The 25,625-nt window shown below is 35.9% G+C and carries 24 protein-coding genes; 2 read left to right on the top strand and 22 right to left on the bottom strand.

All coding sequences use genetic code 11. The annotated features are described in order from the left end of the window. Window positions 1-75 precede the first annotated feature (75 nt). The 7 genes from aroC to LDP15_RS00885 all read right to left on the bottom strand — a co-directional run bounded on the left by aroC (window position 76) and on the right by LDP15_RS00885 (window position 6,369). Complete coding sequence (gene aroC / locus LDP15_RS00915) at window positions 76-1,242, bottom strand: chorismate synthase (RefSeq protein WP_015426923.1); 1,167 nt, start codon at window positions 1,240-1,242, stop codon at window positions 76-78. Between the two features lie 30 nt (window positions 1,243-1,272). Further along, complete coding sequence (locus LDP15_RS00910) at window positions 1,273-1,869, bottom strand: HAD family hydrolase (protein WP_015426924.1); 597 nt, start codon at window positions 1,867-1,869, stop codon at window positions 1,273-1,275. A 4-nt stretch (window positions 1,870-1,873) separates the two neighbouring features. Beyond that, window positions 1,874-2,473 carry a DUF1054 family protein gene (locus LDP15_RS00905; RefSeq protein ID WP_015426925.1) on the bottom strand — a complete coding sequence of 200 codons (600 nt, stop codon included), beginning with the start codon at window positions 2,471-2,473 and terminating at the stop codon, window positions 1,874-1,876. Between the two features lie 110 nt (window positions 2,474-2,583). After that, on the bottom strand, window positions 2,584-3,507 hold the full coding sequence (locus LDP15_RS00900; RefSeq protein WP_015426926.1) for a DMT family transporter: 924 nt from the start codon (window positions 3,505-3,507) through the stop codon (window positions 2,584-2,586). A 110-nt stretch (window positions 3,508-3,617) separates the two neighbouring features. Beyond that, the gene (gene aroB, locus LDP15_RS00895; protein ID WP_015426927.1) at window positions 3,618-4,688 is read right to left on the bottom strand and encodes a 3-dehydroquinate synthase; all 1,071 of its coding nucleotides are present in this window, start codon (window positions 4,686-4,688) and stop codon (window positions 3,618-3,620) included. Next, the gene (locus LDP15_RS00890) at window positions 4,685-5,545 is read right to left on the bottom strand and encodes a shikimate dehydrogenase (protein ID WP_136122477.1); all 861 of its coding nucleotides are present in this window, start codon (window positions 5,543-5,545) and stop codon (window positions 4,685-4,687) included. The genes aroB and LDP15_RS00890 overlap by 4 nt, the downstream gene beginning before the upstream one ends. Window positions 5,546-5,712: 167 nt before the next feature. Then, on the bottom strand, window positions 5,713-6,369 hold the full coding sequence (locus LDP15_RS00885) for a VTT domain-containing protein (protein ID WP_003132768.1): 657 nt from the start codon (window positions 6,367-6,369) through the stop codon (window positions 5,713-5,715). Window positions 6,370-6,749: 380 nt separating this feature from the next. Between LDP15_RS00885 and LDP15_RS00880 the strand changes: the two genes are divergently transcribed. Both LDP15_RS00880 and LDP15_RS00875 read left to right on the top strand, forming a co-directional pair. Then, window positions 6,750-8,894 carry an amino acid ABC transporter substrate-binding protein/permease gene (locus LDP15_RS00880; protein WP_015426929.1) on the top strand — a complete coding sequence of 715 codons (2,145 nt, stop codon included), beginning with the start codon at window positions 6,750-6,752 and terminating at the stop codon, window positions 8,892-8,894. 15 nt (window positions 8,895-8,909) lie between these two features. Then, complete coding sequence (locus tag LDP15_RS00875; RefSeq protein ID WP_003132766.1) at window positions 8,910-9,653, top strand: amino acid ABC transporter ATP-binding protein; 744 nt, start codon at window positions 8,910-8,912, stop codon at window positions 9,651-9,653. Window positions 9,654-9,728: 75 nt separating this feature from the next. Here the strand turns inward: LDP15_RS00875 and LDP15_RS00870 are convergent, their stop codons facing one another. The 15 genes from LDP15_RS00870 to LDP15_RS00800 form a co-directional block, all read right to left on the bottom strand. After that, entirely contained in the window at window positions 9,729-11,675 is a 1,947-nt protein-coding gene (locus LDP15_RS00870) for a hypothetical protein (protein WP_225513412.1), read from the bottom strand. Then, on the bottom strand, window positions 11,676-12,323 hold the full coding sequence (locus tag LDP15_RS00865) for a hypothetical protein (protein WP_042230572.1): 648 nt from the start codon (window positions 12,321-12,323) through the stop codon (window positions 11,676-11,678). It abuts the gene before it with no gap. Window positions 12,324-12,438: 115 nt separating this feature from the next. Continuing rightward, window positions 12,439-12,864, bottom strand: coding sequence for a F0F1 ATP synthase subunit epsilon (locus LDP15_RS00860; RefSeq protein ID WP_015426932.1), 426 nt, complete (start codon window positions 12,862-12,864; stop codon window positions 12,439-12,441). A gap of 184 nt (window positions 12,865-13,048) precedes the next feature. Continuing rightward, a complete protein-coding gene (gene atpD / locus LDP15_RS00855) occupies window positions 13,049-14,458 on the bottom strand; it encodes a F0F1 ATP synthase subunit beta (RefSeq protein WP_021469102.1) in 1,410 nt (469 codons plus the stop codon). 132 nt (window positions 14,459-14,590) lie between these two features. Further along, window positions 14,591-15,460, bottom strand: a complete 870-nt coding sequence (locus LDP15_RS00850) for a F0F1 ATP synthase subunit gamma (protein WP_004255268.1) — start codon at window positions 15,458-15,460, stop codon at window positions 14,591-14,593. A gap of 15 nt (window positions 15,461-15,475) precedes the next feature. Then, complete coding sequence (gene atpA, locus LDP15_RS00845) at window positions 15,476-16,978, bottom strand: F0F1 ATP synthase subunit alpha (protein ID WP_004255265.1); 1,503 nt, start codon at window positions 16,976-16,978, stop codon at window positions 15,476-15,478. Between the two features lie 186 nt (window positions 16,979-17,164). Continuing rightward, window positions 17,165-17,692, bottom strand: a complete 528-nt coding sequence (locus LDP15_RS00840) for a F0F1 ATP synthase subunit delta (protein WP_015426935.1) — start codon at window positions 17,690-17,692, stop codon at window positions 17,165-17,167. 1 nt (window position 17,693) lies between these two features. Further along, window positions 17,694-18,200 (bottom strand): F0F1 ATP synthase subunit B, encoded by a 507-nt coding sequence (atpF, locus tag LDP15_RS00835; RefSeq protein WP_010906128.1) that lies wholly within the window; start codon window positions 18,198-18,200, stop codon window positions 17,694-17,696. A gap of 14 nt (window positions 18,201-18,214) precedes the next feature. After that, window positions 18,215-18,928 carry a F0F1 ATP synthase subunit A gene (atpB, locus tag LDP15_RS00830; protein ID WP_004255255.1) on the bottom strand — a complete coding sequence of 238 codons (714 nt, stop codon included), beginning with the start codon at window positions 18,926-18,928 and terminating at the stop codon, window positions 18,215-18,217. 44 nt (window positions 18,929-18,972) lie between these two features. Further along, the gene (locus LDP15_RS00825; protein ID WP_004255250.1) at window positions 18,973-19,188 is read right to left on the bottom strand and encodes a F0F1 ATP synthase subunit C; all 216 of its coding nucleotides are present in this window, start codon (window positions 19,186-19,188) and stop codon (window positions 18,973-18,975) included. A 184-nt stretch (window positions 19,189-19,372) separates the two neighbouring features. Further along, window positions 19,373-20,149 (bottom strand): alpha/beta hydrolase family protein, encoded by a 777-nt coding sequence (locus LDP15_RS00820; protein ID WP_015426937.1) that lies wholly within the window; start codon window positions 20,147-20,149, stop codon window positions 19,373-19,375. 284 nt (window positions 20,150-20,433) lie between these two features. Further along, window positions 20,434-22,644 (bottom strand): DNA internalization-related competence protein ComEC/Rec2, encoded by a 2,211-nt coding sequence (locus LDP15_RS00815; protein ID WP_015426938.1) that lies wholly within the window; start codon window positions 22,642-22,644, stop codon window positions 20,434-20,436. Further along, window positions 22,625-23,272, bottom strand: a complete 648-nt coding sequence (locus tag LDP15_RS00810) for a ComEA family DNA-binding protein (RefSeq protein WP_015426939.1) — start codon at window positions 23,270-23,272, stop codon at window positions 22,625-22,627. Before LDP15_RS00810 ends, LDP15_RS00815 begins: the two co-directional genes overlap by 20 nt. Before the next feature lie 59 nt (window positions 23,273-23,331). Then, entirely contained in the window at window positions 23,332-24,693 is a 1,362-nt protein-coding gene (locus LDP15_RS00805; protein ID WP_015426940.1) for an ABC transporter permease, read from the bottom strand. After that, on the bottom strand, window positions 24,690-25,622 hold the full coding sequence (locus LDP15_RS00800) for an ABC transporter ATP-binding protein (protein ID WP_015426941.1): 933 nt from the start codon (window positions 25,620-25,622) through the stop codon (window positions 24,690-24,692). Before LDP15_RS00800 ends, LDP15_RS00805 begins: the two co-directional genes overlap by 4 nt. Window positions 25,623-25,625: the final 3 nt, after the last annotated feature.

The raw sequence follows: 25,625 nt of genomic DNA, 5'->3' as shown, positions 1-25,625 counted from the left end.
AAATATTCGTCTGAAAACTTACAAATTCGTAAGTTATTTATTATATAAAAAAAAGCCAGAGTCTGGCTTTTTTTTTTAGTATTCTGATAAACGTTTTTTGTAGTTATCCACAGCAATTTTCAGTTCATTCATTGTATCTGAATTAAATTTATCACAGATTTCTTGAGCGACTACCGTTGCTACTACATTTTCCATCACAACTCCTGCTGCTGGAAGAGCGGTTGGGTCAGAACGTTCTACACTTGCTTTGTAGGGTTCATGGCTTTCGGTATCAATAGACATCAAGGGTTTATACAATGTTGGAATAGGTTTCATGACTCCACGGACGATGACTTGTTCACCATTTGTCATTCCTCCCTCAAAACCGCCTAACTGATTACTTGAACGAGTGTAGCCTTTATCCTCAGACCAGATGATTTCATCCATCACTTGACTTCCTGGTCGTTTTCCTGCTTCAAATCCAAGTCCAAATTCAACTCCTTTAAAGGCATTGATAGAAACAACCGCAGCAGCAATTTTTGCATCCAACTTTCTGTCATATTGGACATAAGAACCAAGACCAGCCGGAACTCCTTCTACTCTGGTTTCAATTATTCCACCAATTGTATCTCCAGCTTTTTTTATTTGGTCGATGTAATTGCGTAATTCTTCTGCTTGACTCTCATCAAAAATAGATAAATCGCTAAGGCCAGCTGTCTGACGAATCTCTTGAACACTTAAATTTTCTGGACTTGTAATTTCTCGTCCGCCAAAATTTACGACATGATTAGCTATTTCAATCTCTAATTCGTGAAGTAGTTTTTTTGCCACAGCTCCAACCGCAACACGCATTGTTGTTTCACGCGCTGACGAACGTTCTAAAACATTTCGTAAATCTTTAAATTCATATTTCATTCCGCCAACTAAATCAGCATGTCCTGGGCGTGGTTTGGTCAAGCGACGTTGTTTTTTAATTTTATCTTCAACATCTTGGGCTGCCATAATCTGTTCCCAATTCTTGAAATCACGGTTTGTAACATTAAGTGTAATCGGGCTACCAATTGTTTTTCCGTGTCGAACGCCTGAAGTAATTTCAACTTGGTCAGACTCAATTTTCATCCGTCCGCCACGGCCATAGCCACCTTGACGACGTTTAAGTTCAATATTAATATCTTCTGCTGACAATGAGAGACCAGCTGGCACTCCTTCAATAATTGCTGTAAGTCTTGGACCGTGGGATTCTCCCGCTGTAAAATAACGCATTTTATACCTCCATTTTTAGTAACTTTTTACTTATTTCATTTCAAAAATTTGAATAATATCTGTTAATTTATTGATTTGCTGTGAATTTTTTGCTGACAGAAAATTGATTGAATGAATACCACTATTATGGGCAGCTTCAATATCAAGGATTCGGTCACCAATATAATAGGTTTCTTCAGGCTTTAATTTATACTTCTCAAGTAAATAATTGATTGCTTCAGGATGAGGTTTTCTTTTAAATCCATTTTCAGAAGTGACTATTTCTAAAAAATAGGGGGAAATTTCCAGCTGATTAAGCAAATCATAAGCATTTTTCCCTTTGTGAGTATAAATGAAATTTTGAATATTTTCTTTTTGAGTCCAATCTAAAACGGCTTTTGCACCAACCATTAATTTAATTTTGTCATTTTTAGCTGTCGAATTTGTCGTGAAATCTTCTTTTATTTCTTGAAAAGGAACGGGTTGTTCTTTTAGTAAAGCATTGACTGACTGACCCTTTATAAAATTATATACTGTTTCTCGGTTAAATGGTAGGTTAAAGTTTGCAAATGATTCGGACAAGGCTTCTAAAAACACCTCATAGCTATCAATTAGTGTTCCATCTAAATCCCAAATAAATGTTGTCATTAGATTAGGCCTCCATTAATTTTTGATAAATCGGTAGGAGTTGGTCAATTGTTTCTATCATTTCCGCTAGAATTATTGAGTCCTCTTTGCCGTTAAATCTTTCTTTAGGCCAAAGCCGTCCAATTTCCAATTCAGATTTTTTTACTTTTCCTAAGCGTTCAGCAGCTTCTCTAAATGCTGACAGGGGATAAGTTTCTGCTTTTGTATGGTCCTTTGAGATTACGTAATCTTCTGTCAGTAACTTTTCTACTGACAGATTTGTCAGTAAGTTGGCGTATTCTTTTTGCTTTTTAGGCTGATCTATCATTGATAAATAAATAAAAACGTAATCTTCCCAAATTCCTAATTGAAAATGGGCTTCCATTTTATAACCACGGGCTTTTGTGGAAATTGCTGACCAAGTATTTTCAGGCGCATTTGCTGTTCTTCTGCGATGTTGAGCGATGTGAAAGTAAAATTCTTGATTTGGAATTTTTACTGACAGCTCTGTCAGTAACTTTTGACCAATTTCAGAAAAAACAGGTTGAATTTCAGAACGAATCTTAGTCATTCTTGGTTCTAAACCTTCTATTTTAAAAATTTCAAATGATTTTTGAGTAAACATTTTAGAGTGATTATCCTCAATTTCTAAGTTCTTTTATAGGTATTACTGCTTAGTGAACGCGCAGACGGAAGGTAGTGAGCGTGAAGCCCTGTTCCATATTACTAGCTACTTTATAAAAATTTAATGAATATTATTCCGGTCAGCATAATTAGAATCCCAACAATTTGCCAAATTTGAATGCCATATTTACTTGAGCGCCACCAACCAAATTGTTGAACCAACATACTGCCTAAAATTTGTCCAATCAAGCCCATCATAATTGTCAGCCCTGCACCAATTTGCGGAACAGCAACGACTGTTGCAAAAACGAATGAGGCTCCTAAAAATCCACCAATTCCATTCCAAGGTTTTGCTTTTTTTAATTCTGAAATTTTTGGCAAACGGTGGTCAATAAAAAGAGACACGATAAAAATAGCTAAAAATCCAATGAAGAACGAAACAAAGGCTGCTTGTGCAGTATTTTCAAGTAAAACTCCCAATCGGCCATTAATTGCTTGTTGAGCAGCCGACATTGCCCCAACGATGACCGCCCAAATTCGCCAGCCTAGTAAGTTAGTTTGGTGCGTTTCTGCTTCTTTTTCTTTTAAATTAGGAAGAACAACCGCGACAATAACACCAGCTAAAGTAATAACAATTCCCAAAAAGCGCATCAGAGTCATCGGAAGTTGCATGGCATGAAACCAGCCAAATGAATCAATAAGTGTCCCCATCAATATTTGACCCAAAATAGGTAAAATCACTGTTTGGACAGCTCCTAATCTTGGAAAAAGTAAAACATTAGACGTTAGGAAAATCCCACCAAGAACCCCACCAATCCATATCCATGCTGGGTGTGAGCCAACAAATTGAAAACTAGGAAAAAGTGTTTGACTTGTCACTAAAGTGATGATTCCTAAAAAAATCGAACCAACAAAGTTGGAAATTCCAGAGGCTAAAAATGGTGAGCCAACAATTTTTCGTAAATCCGCATTGATTGGATTTTGATTAGCAAGTAAAAAACCGCCAACTAAAGCAAAAGCTAGGTAAATATACATCGTTTCTCCTTTAAATAAGTGTTTTTACAGCTTTTATAAAAGCTGGGAGTTTTTTAATGCTACCACATTTTTGTAATTTTTAGATAGGGTTCCTCTCCGAATAACTCAAGTTATTTTTTGAGATAGTCTTTCATTTCTTCAAAAGTCACTTCATTAATTTTAGCGGTGCCAATTTCAGGAACAATAACGGTTTTGATGATTCTTCCTCGTGCTTTTTTATCATGAGTTAATGCTTTAAACAAAAGCTCTTCATCCCAAGGTTGATATTCGTCAGGTAAACCAAATTTTTTGACCATTTTTCGGATTTGGTCAGTAATCCCTTTGGGCATAAGACCTTTGAGTTCGGCAATTTTACTGATTTGAACCATTCCAATAGCAACTGCTTCTCCATGCATCACTTTGCCATAGCCTGCAGTATTTTCAACAGCATGTCCAATTGTATGACCAAAGTTCAAATAGAGCCGTACACCATTGTCTAATTCATCATCAACAACCACTTTTCGTTTTACTTCACAAGACCGATAGATAATTTCTTCAATCTTATCAAGCTTTTTTACCAAATCATCCGCTGACAAGTCTGTCAGTAAATTCCAGAGGTCTTTGTCAGCAATTAGAGCGCACTTGATGACCTCCCCCAGTCCTTCACGGAATTCTCTTTGACCGAGCGTTTGCAGAACTTCTGGGTCAATTAACACGCCGTCAGGCTGTGTAAAAGTCCCAATCATATTTTTAGCCATTTTGGAATTAATTCCTGTTTTTCCACCAATAGAACTATCCACTTGGGCGGTCAAACTTGTTGGAATTTGTAAGAAATGGATGCCACGCATGTAAGTAGAAGCTACAAAACCAGCTAAATCACCTGTTACTCCACCACCGAGTGCAATAATTCCGTCAGAACGAGTCAATCCAAATTCGGCACAAAAGTTCCAAGCATTTTCGGCTGTCAGTAAATTTTTACTGGCTTCTCCTTCCGGAAATTCAAAAGTTGCCACTTCAAAACCTACTTTTTCAAGTTGGTCAACAACTTTTTGACCATAAAGTCCATTGACATGATTATCAGAAATCAAAACAATTTTTTGCTTCTTCCACAATGAAGAAACCCAAGTTCCAATATTATCCAAGGCCCCATTTTCGATGATGACATCATAGGGATGTTCTGGTAAATTCACATTTAATTTCATGCTTCTTTCTCCATTTCTAATGTAATTTCTGCAACAGGCATTTTTTTACCTGTCCATAAATAAAAGCTTTCCGCCGCCTGTCCAATGAGCATGCCAAGTCCATTTTCAGTTTGAGCTCCTTGCTCTTTTGCCCAACGTAAAAATGGTGTTTCTCTTACTTTATAAATAGCATCTACCACCAAAAGTTTTTCAGGAAGAACTAAGTTCTTTTCCAGCGGCAAAGATTCTCCATCCATTCCGACTGAGGTTGCATTTACTAATAAATCGGTCTGTTTCAACTCTTTTTGTAATCTATCAGCTTCAGATAAGTCTGTCAGTAAAATTTCAATCCCTGTTTTTACTGACAGCTTTTCCAATTTCTCTTTTAGCGGAATATATGAGGCCGATTTTCTTGCTGCGACCATAATTTTTTTAGCTCCAGACAAAGCTGCCTGAGCAATAATTGCAATTGCTGCACCACCTCCACCAAGAATAAGCATTTGTTTATTTTGGATATTGAAATGATATTTTTCTAAACTATTGAAAAATCCTATGCCATCTGTATTGTGTCCAATTAATTTCCCTGATTGATTGACTACTGTATTAACAGCTCCAATTAATTCAGCTGCCGGACTCAATTCATCCATGAATGGAATAATTTCTGTTTTATAAGGCATTGAAATATTAAGTCCATACATGTCCAAAGTACGAACATTATCCACAATAGCTGGCAATTTTTCAGCCTCAACTTCCCATGCTAAATAAACACCATTTTCATTCGTTAAATCAAAAGCCAGATTATGAATAAATGGTGACAAGCTGTGTTTAATTGGGTTTGCTACAACAGCAGCCATACGAGTGTAGCCGTTAATGTTCATAAAAATTCTCCAAAATTACTGATGAAACTACTAATATATCCATAATTGCGCAAGACGCAAAAGGCTCAACTATGCTAGTGTCTTTGTCAGTAAATTCTATTGTCATTGACATATCAATCGATAAAAAAAAGGACTGACAGTTTTGTAAGTCCTATTTTATCATAAAGTTAAGCTTCCTTGCGACTTCCAAGAACGCGTTTCAAAATGCCAATAATTGCCGGTAGTAGTGACACAAAGACAATGGCAATCATGATGATTTCAAAATGTTTTTTAACAAAAGGAATTCCACCAAATAAATAGCCTGCACCTAAGGCAACAATAACCCAAGCAAAACCACCGATGAAGTTAAAGAAAATAAACTTTTTATGTGGCATTTTACCAGCACCAGCTGTAAATGGAACAATCGTCCGAATGATTGGCATGAATCGCCCTAAGAAAATGGCCCAAGAACCCCATTTTTCAAAAAATTGATGAGCTTCTTCCATATATTCTGGTTTCAAGAAGCGAGAAAGCCATTTATGTTTTGGAATGACATCCCCAAATCTTCGACCAATTTCATAATTTAACAGATTAGCAATGAAGGCAATAATCCCCATCACCAAAATCAATAAGCCAATGGATAATTTTCCGTTTGACATTGCTGCCAAAGAACCAACAAAAAATAAAATTGAATCCCCAGGCAAGAAGGGGAAAATCACTAATCCTGTTTCAATAAATATAATCGCCCCTAAAACAACATATATCCAAATATGACCATTAGGCATCTGGGCAAAATTAGCCATCCAATCATTAAAGAAACCAAAAATCGAAAGTTGTACAAACATAATATTCCTTTTCAAAAGTTAAAAATTCTTACAATAGTTCTGTTTACTTAAATAGAATACATACATAAGGAATTCATTCAAGCACTCGTTCAATTTTACAACAAAAAGCCCTTTTTGACAATAACAACTTTCTTATAATTTATCAGAGAAATCTCAAATTCAACAGTTACACAATGTCAGAAAACCTAACATCAGCTTGCTTATAAACAAGTTTTGTGGTATAATTTTTCCAGAATAAAATAAACTGAGCTTAGCTCCTAATAAATATAGGAAACTAAAAGAATGTTATTCCAACACTTATTTAGAAGAACATTTTTTTAATTTTCATTTTTTTATATTTAAAAGAAGACAAGCTCAAATCTCATATTCGAGGAGACAAAATGAAGAAATTATTTTTCGCTCTGGCAATGATGATTGCCACTGTTACAGCTTTCCTAGTTGCACCTTCGGTTAAGGCCGAGACAACTGTAAAAATTGCATCCGATAGCTCATACGCTCCATTTGAATTTCAAAATGGTCAGAAAAAATGGGTAGGGATTGATGTTGATATCATGCAAGAAGTTGCTAAAATCAATGACTGGAAATTAGAAATGTCATATCCTGGTTTTGATGCAGCTCTCCAAAACCTTAAAGCTGGACAAGTAGATGGTGTAATTGCAGGAATGACAATCACTGACGAACGTAAAGAAACTTTTGATTTTTCAAATCCTTACTATACATCAGCATTAACCATTGCTACAACTAAAGACTCTAAACTTTCTGATTACAGTGATCTTAAAGGTAAAGCAGTTGGAGCAAAAAATGGGACTGCTGCACAAACATGGCTTCAAGAAAATCAAAAGAAATATGGTTACACAATCAAAACCTATTCTGACGGTGTTCATATGTTTGCCGCTCTAAGCTCTGGTAATATTGCTGGAGCAATGGACGAAGTTCCAGTTATTTCTTACGCTATGAAACAAGGGCAAGATTTAGCAATGAACTTCCCATCAATCTCCCTTCCAGGAGGCTATGGTTTTGCCGTAATGAAAGGCAAAAATTCAACGCTCGTCGATGGTTTCAATAAAGCACTCGCTGAAATGAAATCAAACGGAGATTATGATAAAATCCTCAAAAAGTATGGGATTACTGCCACTAAAAAAGCAACACCTAAAAAAGATGTTTACACCATTGCTTCAGATAATAGCTTCGCTCCATTTGAATTCCAAAATGATGATAAACAATTCACTGGTATCGACGTTGACTTGCTTAACGCTATTGCTAAAAATCAAGGTTTCAAACTAAAATGGAATTTCATTGGTTTCCAAGCAGCTGTTGACTCTGTTCAATCTGGACATGCTGACGGAATGATGTCAGGAATGTCAATCACTGATGCTCGTAAACAAGTTTTCGATTATGGTAGTCCTTACTATTCTTCAAACTTAACTATTGCCACATCAAGTACAGATGACTCTATCAAGTCATGGAAAGACCTTAAAGGTAAAACACTTGGTGCTAAAAACGGAACTGCTTCTTTTGATTATCTTAATGCCCATGCAAAAGAATATGGCTACACTGTAAAAACTTTCACTGATGCAACAACCATGTATTCATCATTGAATAACGGTTCTATCAATGCTCTAATGGATGACGAACCGGTCATTAAATACGCCATTAAACAAGGGCAAAAATTTGCCACACCAATTAAGCCAATTCCTGACGGACAATATGGATTCGCTGTTAAAAAAGGAAGCAATCCAGAGTTGATTGAAATGTTTAACAATGGTTTAGCAAATCTCCGTGCCAATGGTGAATATGATAAAATCATTGATAAATATTTAGCTAGTGATGCTAAAACAATCCAATCAAGTGCAAAAGAAAATACTTTCTTTGGTATTTTACAAAATAACTGGGAACAAATTGGCCGTGGTTTACTCGTTACACTTGAACTTGCCATTCTCTCATTTATCTTAGCAATGATCGTCGGAATTATCTTTGGACTCTTCTCAGTAGCTCCAAGCAAAATTCTTCGTACAATTGCACGCATTTATGTTGATCTTAATCGTTCAATTCCGCTCTTAGTATTAACAATCTTTATCTTCTACGGAATTCCTAACCTGTTACAAATCATTACTGGTCATCAATCACCACTTAATGAATTTACAGCGGGTGTTATCGCCCTTACTTTGAACTCTTCTGCTTATATTGCAGAAATCGTTCGTTCTGGTGTTCAAGCTGTACCTTCTGGACAAATGGAAGCCAGTCGTTCACTCGGTGTGACTTACCTGACATCAATGCGCAAAGTTATCTTACCTCAAGCCATTAAAATTACAATCCCTAGTTTGATTAACCAATTCATCATCACATTGAAAGATACAACATTAGTTTCAGTTATCGGACTTGTTGAATTGCTCCAAACAGGTCAAATTATTGTGGCACGTAACTTCCAAGCCTTCCGTGTTTATGGATTAATTGGTTTAGTTTACATGATTGTCCTCCTCTTCTTGATGTGGATTGGACGTCGCGTAGAAAAAAGAATGAAATAAGGAGAACATACTAATATGGGAATCAATACTCAAATCGAAGTCACTGATCTTCACAAATCTTTTGGAAAAAACGAAGTTCTAAAAGGAATTACAACAAAATTTGAAAAAGGTGATGTAGTCTGCATCATTGGCCCTTCAGGTTCTGGAAAATCAACTTTTCTTAGAGCTTTAAATGGGCTTGAAACAGCTACTTCTGGCGATATTATTATTGACGGATTTAACCTTACTGATAAAAATACAAATCTTAATCTTGTTCGTCAAAACGTTGGAATGGTTTTCCAACATTTCAATCTTTTCCCAAATATGACTGTGATGCAAAATATTACTTATGCTCCAGTTGAACTGAAAAAGATGTCAAAAGATGATGCAGATAAAAAAGCAATTCAACTTCTTGAAACAGTTGGCTTGTTAGATAAAAAAGATGCAATGCCTGAAATGCTTTCAGGAGGTCAAAAACAACGTGTTGCTATCGCCCGCGCCCTCGCAATGAATCCTGACGTTATGCTCTTTGACGAGCCAACCTCAGCACTTGACCCTGAAATGGTTGGTGACGTTCTAGCCGTTATGCAAAAATTGGCCGAAGAAGGAATGACAATGCTTATTGTTACTCACGAAATGGGCTTTGCACGTAAAGTTGCTAACCGCGTAATCTTTACGGATGGTGGAGTTATCTTGGAAGATGGTACACCAGAAGAACTCTTTGATAGCCCAAAACATCCCCGTTTACAAGACTTCTTATCAAAAGTTTTGAATGCATAAATAAAATAAAAAAGCACCTCAAGGTGCTTTTTTTATATTCAATTTAGTTTAGTAAGATGAAATTTACTCACTTATCTAAAATTTACCTAGCTTACCAAAATGTTGAATCATCATTTTTAAAGCTCGTAAAATCCCATAAGCTGAGACAGTACCAGTAGCAAGTCCAGCTGCACCTGCAATTCTCATTTTAAGAATGTGTGCTTCTTGGTTGATTTCACTTGTAACTGATGGGCTAGCTATCACTTTTTCCGCCGTAGAAAATGATGGAGTTGGTGGTGCTAAGGGAACTTTTATTTCTTTTTTAGGTATGACTTTATTTTCTGAATGAGCTTGTTCGACTTCTTTTTTCTTCTCTACTGAGCTTTCTTTTTCTTTACTTGCTGGTGGAGGAGTGGTAGTTGAAGAAACTATTTTATCTTCATTATTTTTTTCATTATCCGTTTTGTCCGCAGTTTTTTCTGAAGATTGAGTTGACGAGCTACTATTATCTCCACCATCAGAAGGAGGAATTGGTACTATTCCTTCTTCCTTATAAGAGACATCGATTGAAATGACTGAACTGTCATATTTTCCAACTAAAATATTATCTTTTAATAAAGAAGCAATTTCATCAGGACTTTGGGCAAGACTAATACTAGTGTCCATCCGCCAATCTCTTTTAGTAATTGTGATGATAGCATGATAAATTTTTCCATTAAAAATCAAGTTTTTCTCAATTGGAAACTGATAAGTTGCCCCATAAAGTCCAGAGAAATCCTCTATTTTAATTTCGCCATTTGGCTCATGAACAGTTAATTTTAAACTGCTTTTATTTGCTGAAACAATTATTCTAAAAGTTTTTGGGTTACTTCCGGATTGCTTTTCAAGTGCTTCTGTTGGGCTTGAATAAACTTTACCATTCTCATCTATAACTTCTGAAATTGAATAACCGTAGGGAAGCTTAGATGAAACTGAATCCCCTTTTTCAACTATTTGCGACGGAGGAAGCGCCTCAGATTGATCTGGTGTATCTTTTGCATATTCATAATTAAAAGTATATTTGGCAGGAAGAGGGTCAGCATTATAGTAGAGATTAACCACATTCTCTTCTGGATTTTCTTTTACTTTAATTGGTGTTCCATGGTCAAAGGAATAACCTGTAATCGGGGGAGCAACACACCAATAAATTCCCATTTTGAACTGTTTTGTACTTTTATTAGCAAAAGAAATAATCCAAACATAATCGCCAACATTGACGTCTACATTTTTAGAAGGACTAATCGATTCACCGCTATCAGAATCAAGGTAATTTATTGTTACTTGACTCTTATCCCTTTTATAATAAAGATTTATGACATTATTTGCTGGATTATCAGTGACAAGTAAGGGTGATGATTGACTACTGGACTGATAAGTATAATTAGCAATTTGGGGAATTTGGTACATATGGTAGACATTACTTAACGGCTGATTCGCCATTGCACCAAAATCAACTGCCCATACATATTCACCAACATTAACGGTCATTGTTTCTGAATCTTGAACTTTAGAGGACTGATTTTCTGAATTAAAGAAATTAATCGTTACCTGACTCTGTTGTTTATCATTCTTATAATAAAGATTTATAACATTATTTGCTGGATTATCAGTGACAAGTAAGGGTGATGATTGATTACTAGACTGATAAGTATAATTAGCAATTTGAGGAATTTGGTACATATGATAGACATTTTTTAATGATTGATCTGCCGTATCACCCAAATTAACGGGCCAAACATACTCACCAACATTAACGGTCATTGTTTCTGAACTTTGGACTTTAGAGTTGCGATTCACCGAATCATAAAAATTAATTGTTACTGTTTCTTTTTCAGCAACATCAGTTATCGTATCCGCAGCAACTCTATTTTCAATTTTTACATTTCCATGACTTAGAGAGTCAGAGTTAAATTTTATATTCGGAAAAAATCCAACAACAAAAATTACTAAAAGTAGTCCAAAAATTACATTTTTTTCTCTAATTATTAATTTAATTTTTTTCATTTAACTCCTTTCTTCTTTGTCATTTCTAATCAAGGTCCATGCTCTTGTGATAGTATTATTTTCAGTCTTAATTAAAGAATGGACATGTGAATCACGCGATTCTAATTCTAATAAATCAATGGCTTCTTTTAAGGTACTGACTTCCCCTGCTTCCAAACAATCTATAATGTAATTAAGACTTTTTGTATTCATATAATCGCTCGGCAGTTTTGAATCTTTTATCATTTCACTGTCCAAAACTCTTTGAATCTGATCAACTATCTCTTTTTGTTTTCTTAAATATTTCTTTTTAAATAACCGTGCAATATCTTTTCTTCCAGCCGGTAAAAAATTTCGTTGCCAAAGCCAAGTCAATCCTAATCTGGCACCATAACCCAAAACTAAAGAGAGAAAAGTAATTGCAGACATTCTAAAAAACAGATCAACAGGCCCTGTCGCTGGAATCAGATTACTAAAAAATACTGTCTTGTCTGGCATGAAATAAACAATCATTCCAATTGAAACTAAAATATCTAAAATCGATGCCTGACGCGCTATCTGGTCTGTTATTTTTTGCCGATAATCCTCTCTTAATTCTTCTGAACTTTTTAAAAGTCCTTCTAAATTTTCTAGGATATCAAACAGATCTCGACAATAATCAAGAATCACATTCTCCCTCACTTATTTCTTAGATTCTCAAATCATTACTGTTTATAATTTTAACATTAATGTCTTTTTTTTGCAATATTTTAATCTGAGATAAAAAAACACCCGCAGGTGCTTTTTATCTATGAGACGAAACATTCAACCGGTTAAGCGCTCGGTGGAGTGCTACTTCCGCTCTATTTATTTCATCTGATTTCTTCTCAGCTTTAGCAACTTCAAGTGCTTTTTCAGCTCGAATTTTTGCACGTTCCGCACGCGAAACATCAATATCGCGATTACGTTCAGCGGAGTCCGCAACAATTGTTACAAGACTATCTCTAATTTCGATAATTCCACCATTAACTGCAATATAATCCACGTGTGTTTCATCATCTGGACGACGAACTTTAAGTTCATCAATTTCAAGTCCAGCAATAGTTGAAATCATATTTGGCAAAATACCAATTTCACCATTCGTAGTTCGAGCAGTAATGTAATTTGCATGGTGATCGTAAATCATACCAGCAGGGGTAATTACTTGAAGTGTCATGACGTTTTCAGACATTCGATTCCTCCAATTTTTTCTATGAAAATTTAAATTACAAAGATAAAAAATACTTTTCTAAAAACAAAACTCTAACAGTCACTCAAATTTTACAATTCAATCAACTTTTACTGACAAAATTTATTGTCAGTAATTTTTTTAGGCAATAGAGTATTTTCACTTTCTCAATTCATCAGAAATCGAATTAATAACCCATTGATTTTGCTTTTTCGAGTACATCTTCAATTGGACCTACACCACGGAAAGCATCTTCAGGGATTTCGTCATATTTACCTTCCAAAATTTCTTTGAAGTCATGGACAGTTTTGTCAATTGGTACATATGAACCAGGTTGACCAGTAAATTGTTCCGCAACGTGGAAGTTTTGTGAAAGGAAGAATTGGATACGACGTGCACGTCCAACGAGAATTTTTTCATCGTCAGACAATTCATCCATACCAAGAATGGCAATAATATCTTGCAATTCTTTATAACGTTGGAGGACACGTTGAACTTCCATTGCCACTTCATAGTGTTCTTCACCAACAATTTCAGGTGTAAGCGCACGTGATGATGAAGCAAGTGGGTCAACGGCTGGATAAATACCCATTTGTGTCAAACGACGTTCCAAGTTAGTTGTTGCATCCAAGTGAGCGAAGGCTGTAGCTGGCGCTGGGTCAGTATAGTCATCGGCAGGGACATAAATCGCTTGGATAGATGTAACAGAACCCTTCTTAGTAGAAGTGATACGTTCTTGCAATTGCCCCATTTCAGTAGCAAGTGTTGGTTGGTAACCAACGGCAGAAGGCATACGTCCCAAAAGGGCAGAAACTTCTGAACCAGCTTGTGTGAAACGGAAGATGTTGTCAATGAAAAGCAATACGTCTTGACCTTGAACATCACGGAAATATTCCGCAATTGTCAAACCAGTAAGGGCAACACGCATACGTGCTCCTGGTGGTTCATTCATTTGACCAAAGACCATGGCAGTTTTTTCAATAACGCCTGATTCTTTCATTTCCCAGTAAAGGTCATTCCCTTCACGAGTACGTTCCCCAACACCAGTAAACACAGAAATACCTCCGTGTTCTTGGGCGATGTTGTGAATCAATTCTTGAATAAGGACGGTTTTACCAACTCCGGCACCACCGAAAAGTCCAACTTTACCACCTTTAAGGTAAGGTGCAAGCAAATCGACAACTTTAATCCCAGTTACAAGAACTTCATTTGCAGTTGACAATTCGTCAAATGTTGGAGCTTTTTTATGGATAGGATTACGTTCTGCATCAGCAGCAAATTCTTCCCCACCGTCAATAACATCACCAAGGACGTTAAAAACACGACCAAGTGTAGCTTCCCCAACAGGAACGCTGACTGCTTTACCTGTATCAAGGACTTCAAGTCCACGAGTCAAGCCATCAGTAGATTCCATAGCGATTGTACGAACTGCACCATCACCAAGTTCCAAAGCAACTTCAAGAGTAATTTTTGTTTTTAGGCCATTGACATCTTTGTAGACAATCAAGGCATTGTTAATCTCAGGCAATTTGGCATCAGAACCAAATTCCACGTCAACGACGGGACCGATAACCTGAGTAATTTTACCAGAACTCAATGTTTTTCCTCCTGTTTTTATTTTCTGTCAAAGAACAGAATTTCTATTCATTTTTATGTTTGTCAGTAAAAATTTTACTGACAAAAACAATTAAGATTCAAAGCCATCACTGACACAATTTCTATCAGTAAATTAAAGCGCTGAGGCTCCTGCAACGATTTCCGTAATTTCTTGCGTAATCGATGCTTGACGAGCACGGTTGTATTGAATAGTCAAATCATTGATAACAGAGTGAGCATTATCAGTTGCAGTACGCATTGCTGTCATACCTGCAGCATGTTCTGCTGTCTTAGCATCAACGATTGAACCATAAATCATACTTTCAGCGTATTGTGGCAACAATTGGTTTAAGATTGTTTCACGATCTGGTTCTAATTCAAATGTTTCAAGAGATGGTTTTTGTTGACCTGATTCTTCAAAAGAAATAGGCAACATTTTTTCCATACGTGCATCACTTACCAATGAGTTCACATGGTGATTATAGCAAACATAGAGTTCATCGAATTCTTCTGCTTGATATTCAGTTACCGCTTCTGTAACAATCGCTCTAACTTCTTCAAAAGTTGGTTGGTCTGAAAGACCACGAAGGACATAAGAAACTTTAACATTGCGTGCTTTGAAGAAATCTGCTCCAGTACCGCCAAGTGCAAGAATAGTGTATTCACTTTCGTTAGCATGACGTTTACGGATAGTATTCATGACAGATTTCAAAATATTTGAATTATAGCCACCGACAAGTCCACGATCCGAAGTAATTACAAGATAGCCAGTTTTTTTGACTTCTCTTTTTATCATCATTGGATTCTTTGCTGGCTCTTTGTCTGAGGAAACTAAATCAGTTGTAATTTTACGAACTTTCTCAGCATAAATTTGAAATGCTTTGGCATGAGATTCAGCTTTTTGAAGTTTCGCAGCGGAAACCATTTGCATGGCTCCAGTTATTTGACTTGTTTTCTTCGTTGAGGCAATCTTAGTTTTTATTTCATTAAGTGAAGCTCCCATTAGTTAGCCTCCTTATTAATAATTCGTTGTATTTTTGAATGCTTTAATTGCTTCGTCGAGTTTTGCTTCTTCTGGCAAATCTTTAGTTTCAGTAATCACGTTCAAGAGTTCTGCATAATTTGCATCGAAGAAATCGAACATTTTTGTTTCAAAATCAAGAACATCATCAACTGGAACATCATCAAGATGACCATGAGTCAATGCATAAAGAATTAAAACTTGTTTTTCAACAGCCAATGGTTTGTGCAATGGTTGTTTCAAAACTTCAACGGTACGACGACCACGATTCAATTTTGCTTGAGTCGCTTCATCAAGATCAGAACCAAATTGAGTAAAGGCTTCAAGTTCACGGAATGACGCAAGGTCAAGACGCAAAGTACCAGCAACTTTCTTCATGGCTTTGATTTGTGCAGCACCACCAACCCGAGAAACTGAAGAACCAGCATCGATGGCAGGACGTACACCTGAATAGAATAAGTCATTTTCAAGGAAAATTTGACCGTCAGTAATAGAGATAACGTTTGTTGCAATATAAGCTGAGATATCTCCGGCTTGTGTTTCAATGAATGGCAATGCAGTCATTGAACCACCACCAAGATCGTCAGATAATTTGGCAGCACGTTCCAAAAGACGTGAATGTAAGTAGAATACGTCACCTGGGTATGCTTCACGACCTGGTGGACGGCGGAGCAAGAGTGAAAGTTCACGATAAGCAACCGCTTGTTTTGATAAATCATCATAAACAACTAAGACGTGTTTACCGTTGTACATGAATTCTTCACCCATTGCAGCTCCAGCATAAGGAGCGATGTAAAGAAGTGGTGAAGGTTGAGAAGCTGACGCAGTTACGACGATTGTATAATCCATCGCACCGAGTTTGCGGAGCGTTTCAACTTGTGTACGAACAGTTGATTCTTTTTGTCCAATCGCAACATAGATACAGATCATATCTTGACCCTTTTGGTTCAAGATTGCATCAATAGCGACTGATGTTTTACCTGTTTGACGGTCTCCGATAATCAATTCACGTTGTCCGCGCCCAATTGGAACGAGGGCATCAATCGCTTTAAGACCAGTTTGCAATGGTTCAGAGACTGATTTACGTTGCATAACACCAGGAGCTTTTGCTTCAACAGGACGAGTTTTACCAGTATTAAGTTCTCCAAGTCCATCAACAGGTTGTCCAAGTGGATTTACAACACGTCCGATGAGTTCTTCACCAACTTGGATTTCCATGATTTTACCTGTACGTTTTACAGTGTCACCTTCACGAATTGAGAGGAAATCACCAAGTACGATAATACCAACGTCTGTCGCATCCAAGTTTTGCGCCATACCAAGGACACCATTTGAAAACTCAACAAGCTCACCGCTCATCGCATTTTCAAGGCCATAGGCACGGGCGATACCGTCACCAACATAGGTAACGACACCAGTTTCAGCAACTTCAAAATCTGGTGTGAAATTTTCAATTTGTTTTTTAATCAGTGAGCTGATTTCATTAGCTTTAATTGCCAAAAATATGCTCCCTTCTAGAAATTTTTACTAGTTCAAGGCTATTTAGCTTTAAACTGCAGTTATACCGTTTAAGCATGATAGGTAAGATTTGAAATCACCTTTACATGTTCTCAAAAGTTTAACAGTATGAGTTTGAAAAATTTTCCACTGAGTTTTGAGCAGAGAAAGAAAATTTTCCTATCCTGATTAGAGGATTTCAGCGGCGATTTTAGCCAATTGTGTTTTTAGTGAGGCGTCAATAATTTTTCCACGAGAATTCACAATGAATCCACCGATAATTTTTTCATTGACTGTGTTAATTACTGTTACTTCATTTAGGTCAAATTTTGCTTTCGCCATAGCTGTAAATTTTTCAATCTGAGCATTTGTCAAAGCAATGCTTGAAACCACCTCAACGTCAGCAATCTTAAACATATCATCTGCTGCATTTTTAGTTTCATCAAGTATTTCACCCAAATCTCCTAAACGACCATTTGAACGAACGGTATTAAGGAAATTTGACATTACTTCTGAAGAAGTTTGAAGTAAAGTATCAATCAATTCAGATTTTGCAGAGAATGAATAAACTTCGCTACTTAAAAAAGCAGCCAAGTTATCTTCTTTGAAAAGTTGAATCATTTCGCTAACTTCAGCAAGAATTGCTTCAAGTTGTCCTTTTTCTTGGGCAACTTCTAGTAAAGCTTTACTGTATTTTTGTGAATTTACTTTTGTCATCTTATTCTCCTAACTTAGCGAGATAAGAGTCGATTAATTCCTGTTGTGCAGAAGCATCTAATGATTGTCCAATAAGCTTTTCAGCAATTTGAACTGAGATGTCCGCAACATCGCCTTTAACTGTGTTAAGAGCTTCTTTGCGTTCTTGCTCGATATCTTCTTGCGCACGTTTTTTCAAACTAGTTGCTTCTTCATTTGCTGTTGCAAGTACTTTCGCACGGTTTTGTGAGGCAGTATCGTTTGCAACTTGAATGATGTTAGCAGCTTCTTCTTTTGAACCTGCAAGTTCTGCTTGACGTTGTTTAACCAAGTCAGCAGCTTGTTTGTTGTTCGCTTCTGCTGCATCGATATCATCAGATATTTTTTTCGCACGACTTGCAAAAACACTAGTAATTGCATTCCATGCAAAGAGGCGCAACAATACCAATAAGATAATAAATGCACCAGATACAACGATGATGTTACCGAGAACGGTATTCGGAGCAGCTTCTAATAATAATGTTGACAATTTCTACTCCTTTCTTAATGTTCTGCTATAATTTTGTGGCTAATGTACAAGTTTGTCAAAAGGACAAAGACATAAGCTTGGAGGGCTGAAATGAAAAGTGAAAAGCCAATCCATGCAACTTCAAGAATCCACGCAACTGGAAGCATCCACATGGTTGATTGAATCATACCGGCGATAAGACCAAGCATGATTTCACCCGCGAAGATATTCCCATAAAGCCGTAAACCAAGTGAAAGTGCATTTGTAAATTCTTCCAGAATATTCATTGGAAGAAGACCTTTCGGATCTTTCCAGAAGGCAACTTTGAGGTAACCTTTAAAACCGAATTTTTGTACACCCAGTGTATTTGACATTACAACAACAAGTAGTGCAAGTGTCAAATCGACTGTTGGATTTGCAGTTGGTGATTTCCAAAGGGAAACATCACCTGGCGTACTAATTTTAGTTACTAGCCCAATGCAGTTGGCAATAAGAAGGAAAGAAAAGAGGGTAAAGTTCATGAGCGCAAAGCGTGGTGCTTCATGAGGGCCGACGTTATCTTTGGAAACTCCATTGACAAAATCAACAACCCACTCAAGAACATTTTGTTTACCTTTGGGTTTGAGCTGCATATTGCGGCTCGCCCAGAATACCAGACCGAACACAATGAGGACAGTCACAAAAGTCATTACTGTGATTGTTCCATCAAATGGAATTGGCCCAATATTAAAGGTCCATGTTGATTCCATACCTGTTCTTCCTTTCTGTTTTTAAAATTTTGTTGAGAAAAATTTTAACGGAAAAGGAATGCCATAGCAAGGGCGATGAAGAATGTACCTTCGACGAAGGCGATACCCATGAACATTGAACCACGAAGTTTTCCTTCAAGTTCTGGTTGGCGTGCAACGGCTTGGAGGAAGTTTGAAACGATAAGTCCATCACCGATAGCGGCTCCGAGTGCTGCAAGACCGATAGCAATTGCTCCAAGAGCGGCAAGTGTAATTGTCATTATAGACCTCTTTCTATATTGCGATTTCGCAAATTTATTTTACTAAGAAATTCTACTACTATTCGTAGTTTTTGTCAAAGAGAAGCATGAGAATTTCATCATTTCTCTCATTTTTGTCTTTGTAAGCGTTTGATAGACAAAATTTTTAAATTTTGTACTGAATAAACAGAGAAAATTTTTTAGATTAGCTCAAGCGTTCTTCTTGTTTATAATTTATTGGGAGCCATTTTAATACAGATTCAATTTTTTTAGTCCAATAATACCATTCATGAACGCCGTCTGAGGTTTCATAAGTAATATCGAAACCTAACTTTTTCAACTCGGCTGTCGCGTATTCATTTCCCTGAAAAAGAAAATCTTGTTTACCACACCAAGCATAAAGTTTGGGTTTGTTTTCTTGTTTTCTATCTGCCAAAGATAAAATTTCATTATCTGACCCTTTAAAAGTTTCCCAATTTCCAAAAATTCCTCCCCAGTAAGCTGGATTTTCTTTGAAATTTTCTTCCATTCCATCAAAAGTTAAAACGCCAGACAAACTAGCCGCATAACTAAAATGGTCAGTTCCTAATGCGAGACGATAAGCTCCATATCCTCCCATTGATAAACCAGCGATAAAATTTTTTTCTCTTTTTGTGGATAGATTTGGGAAAAAATTGTTAATTACTTTTGGAAGTTCATGAGCAATCGCATCAAAATAATTCATACCATACGTGGTGTTCACATAAAAACCAAGATCCGTTGAGGGCATGACAATAGCCAAATTAGTATGCCGAATCAATCGTTCAATTCCTGAACGAATTATCCAAGAATTCTCGTTTCCGCTCATTCCATGCAAAAGATAAAGCACCGGAATATCTGTTTGGGTAAAATCTTCCACTTTACTTGATTCAGGATAAATAACATTAACTTTTCGATTCATCCCAAGAACTTCTGAGTAGTATTCGATATTAATTATTGCCATAAAATATCTCCTTAATAAATTTATGTTGTTATCATTTGTTGACAACTTTCTACCTATTAAAAGTGGATTTTCTTCAATCCCTTAATTTTTGAAATTTCCTTTCTCTTTTATTCTGACCTTCTTTCACTTTTTTCAAAGTGTGCGCTGTGAAGTCATTACTCCATTTTATTTTTGGGGTACATTAGAAATCAAATAATGGTAGTATTTTTACGTTTCTACAGACCTTCAACGTCTTCTTTATTGTAACATTTTATAGATGTCTTTTGCTCACTTTTTCCTTTCATTTATCTAACTGTTTGGATTCGCCACTGTTGATTGATTTGCATTAATTTAAGCGCTCCCCTTTGATCGGTTCTAAGTATTTTGATTTGGTATTTTTTTAATGTTTCTAGCGTTTCTTGATTGGGATGCCCATATCGATTTTCCTTGCCAACCGAAATGAGGGCAAGTTTGGGATTAATTTCTTTAATAAAGTCAGGGTTTGAACTTGTTTTACTGCCATGATGACCTACTTTTAAGACATCAACTTTCAATTTAGGATAATTCTTGAGCAGTTCTTTTTCTCCTTCTTGTTCTAAATCCCCTGTAAATAGAAATTTTGTATGATAAAAATTTCCATAAGTCACGATAGAATCATTATTATCCCCTTTTCCTGTATAACCATTTGATAAAACTTGTAATGCACTATCAAATATTGGAATTTTATCTCCAACTTTGCTGATGTGAATAGTAACATTTGCTTTCTTCAATTTTTCTACAAAATGATTATTTGTCAATTCACCGGGGCTAACCCAAATTTCTTTTATTTTTATTTTATCATCTAAATTCAAAAAATCTCCAACATGGTCAGCGTCCGTATGCGTCAAAATGAGCTGGTCGATTTGACTCACTCCAACAGATTCAAGATATGGAATGAGTGTTTTTTCAGCATTTGTTTGACTTTGAGGTTTTTGCCACCTTTCTTGCGGAAGGGCTAATCGTCCGCCTGTATCAATCAAAATTGTTTCTTTATTAAATTTATCTTGCAAAAAAATACTATCTCCTTGGCCAATATCAACTGCTGTGATACTGGGGTAAATTGGATTTTTACAAATAAAAAAACTACAAACAATTAGGCCAGCAAAAATTATTTGTCTTCTTTTCTTAAAGAGATTATCAATTAATAATCCGATTAGGAAAAACAAGATTAATAATTCAATTGGCCTAGGATTTCCTAAAACCAAAGGATAATGTAAGGGTAAATCAACCTCATGAATTAGCCATTCTAGAATTTGAAAAATATGATTTATATTAAAATTATAGCCAATTAGAGACAAGAGAAAAGTTCCTAATAGTAAAGGCAATAAGATTACATCAAATAAAAAGCCAAAGCCAATCGTCAGTAAAATTGAAAAAGGTTGAAAGATATGAAAATCCAAAATGAGTAAAGGTAAAACACTCAAAGAAATCACTGATGATTCTGTCAGTAATTTTCTTATTCCTTTTAGTTCTGAAAATTTATGACTAATCATTGAAATAACAAAAGCATAAAATAAAGTTAGTTGTCCTCCTGTTGTCAGTAAAAATTTAGGACTGACAATCATCATAAGAAAGGTTGTCACTGCTAGGTTATCTAAAGGATTTAGACGAATATTTTTTTGAAATAAAGCTCGTAATACTGAAACCGAAAATCCTGTCATAAATGCATAAAAAATTGAAAAGGGAATTTGCCAAATATTTAATTTTTCTCTCGTTATTCCTAGTCGAAGAATAATTCTACGAAACCAATCAATGAAAAAATTAACTTGCATTCCCGATAAGGCAAAAAGATGAATAATTCCTAATGAACTGTAAATGTCTCCCATTTGATTAAAATCTTTACTTAAAAACCCAAAAAGTAAGCCAGTCATATAATCATTCATTGGCTTTGGAAAATGAGTTTGTGACCAGACAATTGCTTTTCGTCTTAAAACATGGAGGTCAAAAGTGTCGTTTAAAACTATTTTATTAATTTTATCAATCGTAATTTGCCGATAAATATTCTGGCTCGCTAAATACTTTTGATTATCGAATCCATTAAAATTTCTTTGTTTTTCTGGAATTTGAAGGTTTCCTGTGAAACTCAGCTGACAATTTTGACTTAGATTTTGATAAAATTTTTGTTCTTTTTTACTTTTTAGAGTCTCGTAAACTTGATAATTTTGGCCTCTTTCTTTTCCTTGAAAGCTTAATAAATCACCATTAACTTGGATAGTGTCGGGGATCATTGTAATTTTGGAAAGAGTGGTTGGCTGATTTTCACTATTCTTAATCGTATCCATTTTTACTACTAAGAAAAAACTTCCCATAGCTAATAAAAGTGGGATGACTAAATAATATTTTCTATATAAGGCAAGTAAACTTGAAAAAATGAACAAAATGAGACAAAGTAAATTAAAATTGAAGATTAAAAAATACAAGATAACAGAAATATAAGCTAAAAATATCAAAGGAATTTTATTCAAAACACAACTCATCTTTCAATTTTTCTAGTGTTTTATCTCCAAAACCAGAAACTTTTCCCAAGTCTTCAAGTGATTTGAAATCACCATTTTTCGTCCGAAAATCGATGATGTCTTGAGCTTTTTTCTGACCAACACCTGTTAATTTTTGTAGTTCAGTCAAATCTGCTTGATTGATATTTATTTTTTCAGTGGTTGTTGAGACTTGACTAGTGACCGAATTAGCAGAGCTGTCAGTATTTTCTGTGCTTGAATTTTCACCAATTTTTGGGACATAAATTACTTCTTCATCTTTTAATTTTGCTGACAGATTAATTGATTTCTGGTCAGCTTGGTCAGTAAAACCACCAGCTTCTTTAATTAGATCAACTAGACGTTCATCTGACGAAATTTGATAGACATTAGGTTTTGCCACCGCACCTTTTAAATCAACCATAATTTTACTGACAGATTTTTCATTAGGTTCACTAAATTTACTGACAGAGCTTTGCCTGCTGACAGAACTTAATTTTTCTACTGACAGATTTGTAGTTGGCTTTTGACCGTTGGTTAAAACGTAAAAAATCCCACCAGCAATGAGCCCACAAACAATTAAAACAATCATTTTCCAATATTCTTTTACTTTTTCTAAAATCTTATCCATACTTTTATATACGAAAAAACTCTTGGAAAGTTTCCAAGAGTTGAATTATAAAATATTTTTTATTTAAAGATGAATCGATAAGCCAAAATTATTAGAATGATAATGATGACAAGAGACAGACGCAATGGAGAATTTCTCCGCCATGGATTTTTCTTTTCACCATTTTCACTGACCAGTCTGTCAGTTGTTTTTTTCTTTGAATTTCGACCTGTCAGTCCTTTAAAAAGTTGACTCATAATTTTTTCGTCGCTGTAAGAAAGAACATTTCGCGCATAAATTTTCTCACCCGCTTTTGCTATGGCAAGTGTTGCTAAAAGTTGTAATCCAAGAGCAATCCAGGCTTCTGTCGTTGTTGAATATTGAATAGCCAGTCGGCTAGTCATCAATGTTGGACTGATAAATGGAATAAAACTAAGAACTTTCAAAACAATATTCCCCGGAACAGTCGAGCCAGCAATTCCCCCAATATAACCAATCATCGCTAAAAAGGCAATTGGCTGAGTAGCTTGTTGCACCTGAGCTTGTTCATTAACCAGAGATGCCACAATTGACGCGAGAATTAAATAACCTAAAATCCCAATTAAAGACATGGCTACCAAATAAATTCCGAAACCGAAAGTAATCCCTGAAAGCATGGCACCAATTGCTTTAATCTGATCTAAATTTTTGATAAAAGGATAAGCAATCCCAAAACCAAGCACATAAATTCCAAGCTGAGTCGCTAATAGTAGAATTACACCAATAATTTTCCCATAATACTGTACGTTTGAGCTAGTGGCCGCGAGTAACGTCTCCATAATTCGACTAGATTTTTCATTACCAATTTCCTGTCCGATAATTCCCACATACATCATCATCAATGTGAAAATTAAAATCGAGGCAATGGAGCCAATTGCGATATTCGCGCCAGTCTGTCCATCACCTGTTGACTTTTGTCCAGAACTTGTTTGTGTTTTCATTGTAAACTTAGCTGGACTAAGAAGTTCTTTAACATCGGCGGCTGACAGATTGAGACGTTGTGCTGTTTTTGAAATATTCACTTGAGTCAGCGCAGTTTGAAAACTTGATTGGTCAAATTTGACACTCGATTTATTATCAGTGACAATGGTATAAGCTCCATTATCTTCGGTTAAAAATCCATCAATTTTTCCGGAAGAAAGGTCTTTTTTAGCGTCATCTAAAGAAGACTCGTTACGAATATCTGCTTTTAAAGTGTCATTTTGAGAAAGAATCTGAGTTAGAGCAGGATTATCGACTACAGCCATTTTTGGACTTTGATTAGCCCCGCTACTGATGACTAAACCGATAATTAAATAAATCGCTCCTAGCAAAAATGGTGAAAGGACAAGTGCCCAAAAGCCCACTCCTTTGACACGACTTCGGTAAATATTTTTTGCAACAAGCCAAGTTTGATTTTTCATTTTATTTCCTCACTTCTTGCACTTAAATTTTCTTGATTGTTCTCAGCTGCTTCCATTCGGAAAATTTCATCTAGTGACGGTGGAGACTGAACAAATGCTTGAACATAGCCATCTTTAGCCACTTTTTGGAAAATTTCACGTCCAACTTCTGCCTCAGATATTTTTATTGAACGACCACTTCCTCTTTTTTCAATTGATTCAACTCCTGTAATTACAGAGAGCTCTTCATTGGGCAGATCAGACTCCAAATAAATACGGGTACGGCCATAAGAATCTCGAATGGCTTCAACCGTTCCATTTAAAATTGTTTGACCGCCTTTTAGCATTAACAAATGGTCAGATAAAAGCTCAACATCACTCATATTATGGTTGGAGAAAATAACCGCCGCTCCCTTATCACGACTCCGTTTAATCTCATTTCGCAAGAGTTCTGTATTCACTGGGTCAAGCCCTGTAAATGGCTCATCCAAAATTAAAAATTCAGGCTCATGAATCAAAGTGGCAATGAATTGAATTTTTTGGGCATTCCCTTTAGAGAGGGTTTGAACTTTGTCAGTTGGTTTACCAACGACCTCTAAACGTTTCATCCAGTCTTGTAGCTTTATCCGGGCATCTGCTCGTTTCATTCCATGGAGTTCCGCAAAATAAAGAATTTGGTCTTCAACTGTCATCTTTTGATAAAGACCACGTTCTTCAGGTAAGAAACCAATTTTTTGCTTGATTTCTTGCGTAATCGGTCCATCTTGCCAAGTAATTTTTCCTTGGTCAGCTGATATAAAATTAAGAATCATCCGAAAAGTCGTTGTTTTCCCAGCACCATTTTGACCAATTAAGCCCATAACTTCACCTGGTTTAACAACCATATTGAGATTATCAACAGCGATTTTATCACCAAAGCTTTTTCGAACTTTGTCAATCTTTAATGTCATAAT

It is taken from the genome of Lactococcus sp. SK2-659 (assembly GCF_020218185.2).
GTDB classification, from domain to species: domain Bacteria; phylum Bacillota; class Bacilli; order Lactobacillales; family Streptococcaceae; genus Lactococcus; species Lactococcus lactis.
Note: the sequence above shows the minus strand (reverse complement) of the source record. Positions and strands in the feature narration are given on the sequence as shown.

Coding starts and splice junctions, on each gene's coding strand:
- LDP15_RS00910 (WP_015426924.1), bottom strand. CDS start 1,869: ATGACAACATTTATTTGGGATTTAGATGGAACACTAATTGATAGCTAT.
- LDP15_RS00815 (WP_015426938.1), bottom strand. CDS start 22,644: ATGAGTTGTGTTTTGAATAAAATTCCTTTGATATTTTTAGCTTATATT.
- LDP15_RS00800 (WP_015426941.1), bottom strand. CDS start 25,622: ATGACATTAAAGATTGACAAAGTTCGAAAAAGCTTTGGTGATAAAATC.
- LDP15_RS00875 (WP_003132766.1), top strand. CDS start 8,910: ATGGGAATCAATACTCAAATCGAAGTCACTGATCTTCACAAATCTTTT.
- LDP15_RS00900 (WP_015426926.1), bottom strand. CDS start 3,507: ATGTATATTTACCTAGCTTTTGCTTTAGTTGGCGGTTTTTTACTTGCT.
- LDP15_RS00890 (WP_136122477.1), bottom strand. CDS start 5,545: ATGAACATTAACGGCTACACTCGTATGGCTGCTGTTGTAGCAAACCCA.
- aroC (WP_015426923.1), bottom strand. CDS start 1,242: ATGCGTTATTTTACAGCGGGAGAATCCCACGGTCCAAGACTTACAGCA.
- LDP15_RS00820 (WP_015426937.1), bottom strand. CDS start 20,149: ATGGCAATAATTAATATCGAATACTACTCAGAAGTTCTTGGGATGAAT.
- atpB (WP_004255255.1), bottom strand. CDS start 18,928: ATGGAATCAACATGGACCTTTAATATTGGGCCAATTCCATTTGATGGA.
- LDP15_RS00850 (WP_004255268.1), bottom strand. CDS start 15,460: ATGGGAGCTTCACTTAATGAAATAAAAACTAAGATTGCCTCAACGAAG.
- LDP15_RS00880 (WP_015426929.1), top strand. CDS start 6,750: ATGAAGAAATTATTTTTCGCTCTGGCAATGATGATTGCCACTGTTACA.
- LDP15_RS00840 (WP_015426935.1), bottom strand. CDS start 17,692: ATGACAAAAGTAAATTCACAAAAATACAGTAAAGCTTTACTAGAAGTT.
- LDP15_RS00860 (WP_015426932.1), bottom strand. CDS start 12,864: ATGTCTGAAAACGTCATGACACTTCAAGTAATTACCCCTGCTGGTATG.
- LDP15_RS00885 (WP_003132768.1), bottom strand. CDS start 6,369: ATGTTTGTACAACTTTCGATTTTTGGTTTCTTTAATGATTGGATGGCT.
- LDP15_RS00810 (WP_015426939.1), bottom strand. CDS start 23,272: ATGGATAAGATTTTAGAAAAAGTAAAAGAATATTGGAAAATGATTGTT.
- LDP15_RS00870 (WP_225513412.1), bottom strand. CDS start 11,675: ATGAAAAAAATTAAATTAATAATTAGAGAAAAAAATGTAATTTTTGGA.
- LDP15_RS00805 (WP_015426940.1), bottom strand. CDS start 24,693: ATGAAAAATCAAACTTGGCTTGTTGCAAAAAATATTTACCGAAGTCGT.
- LDP15_RS00825 (WP_004255250.1), bottom strand. CDS start 19,188: ATGACAATTACACTTGCCGCTCTTGGAGCAATTGCTATCGGTCTTGCA.
- aroB (WP_015426927.1), bottom strand. CDS start 4,688: ATGAAATTAAATGTGAATTTACCAGAACATCCCTATGATGTCATCATC.
- LDP15_RS00905 (WP_015426925.1), bottom strand. CDS start 2,473: ATGTTTACTCAAAAATCATTTGAAATTTTTAAAATAGAAGGTTTAGAA.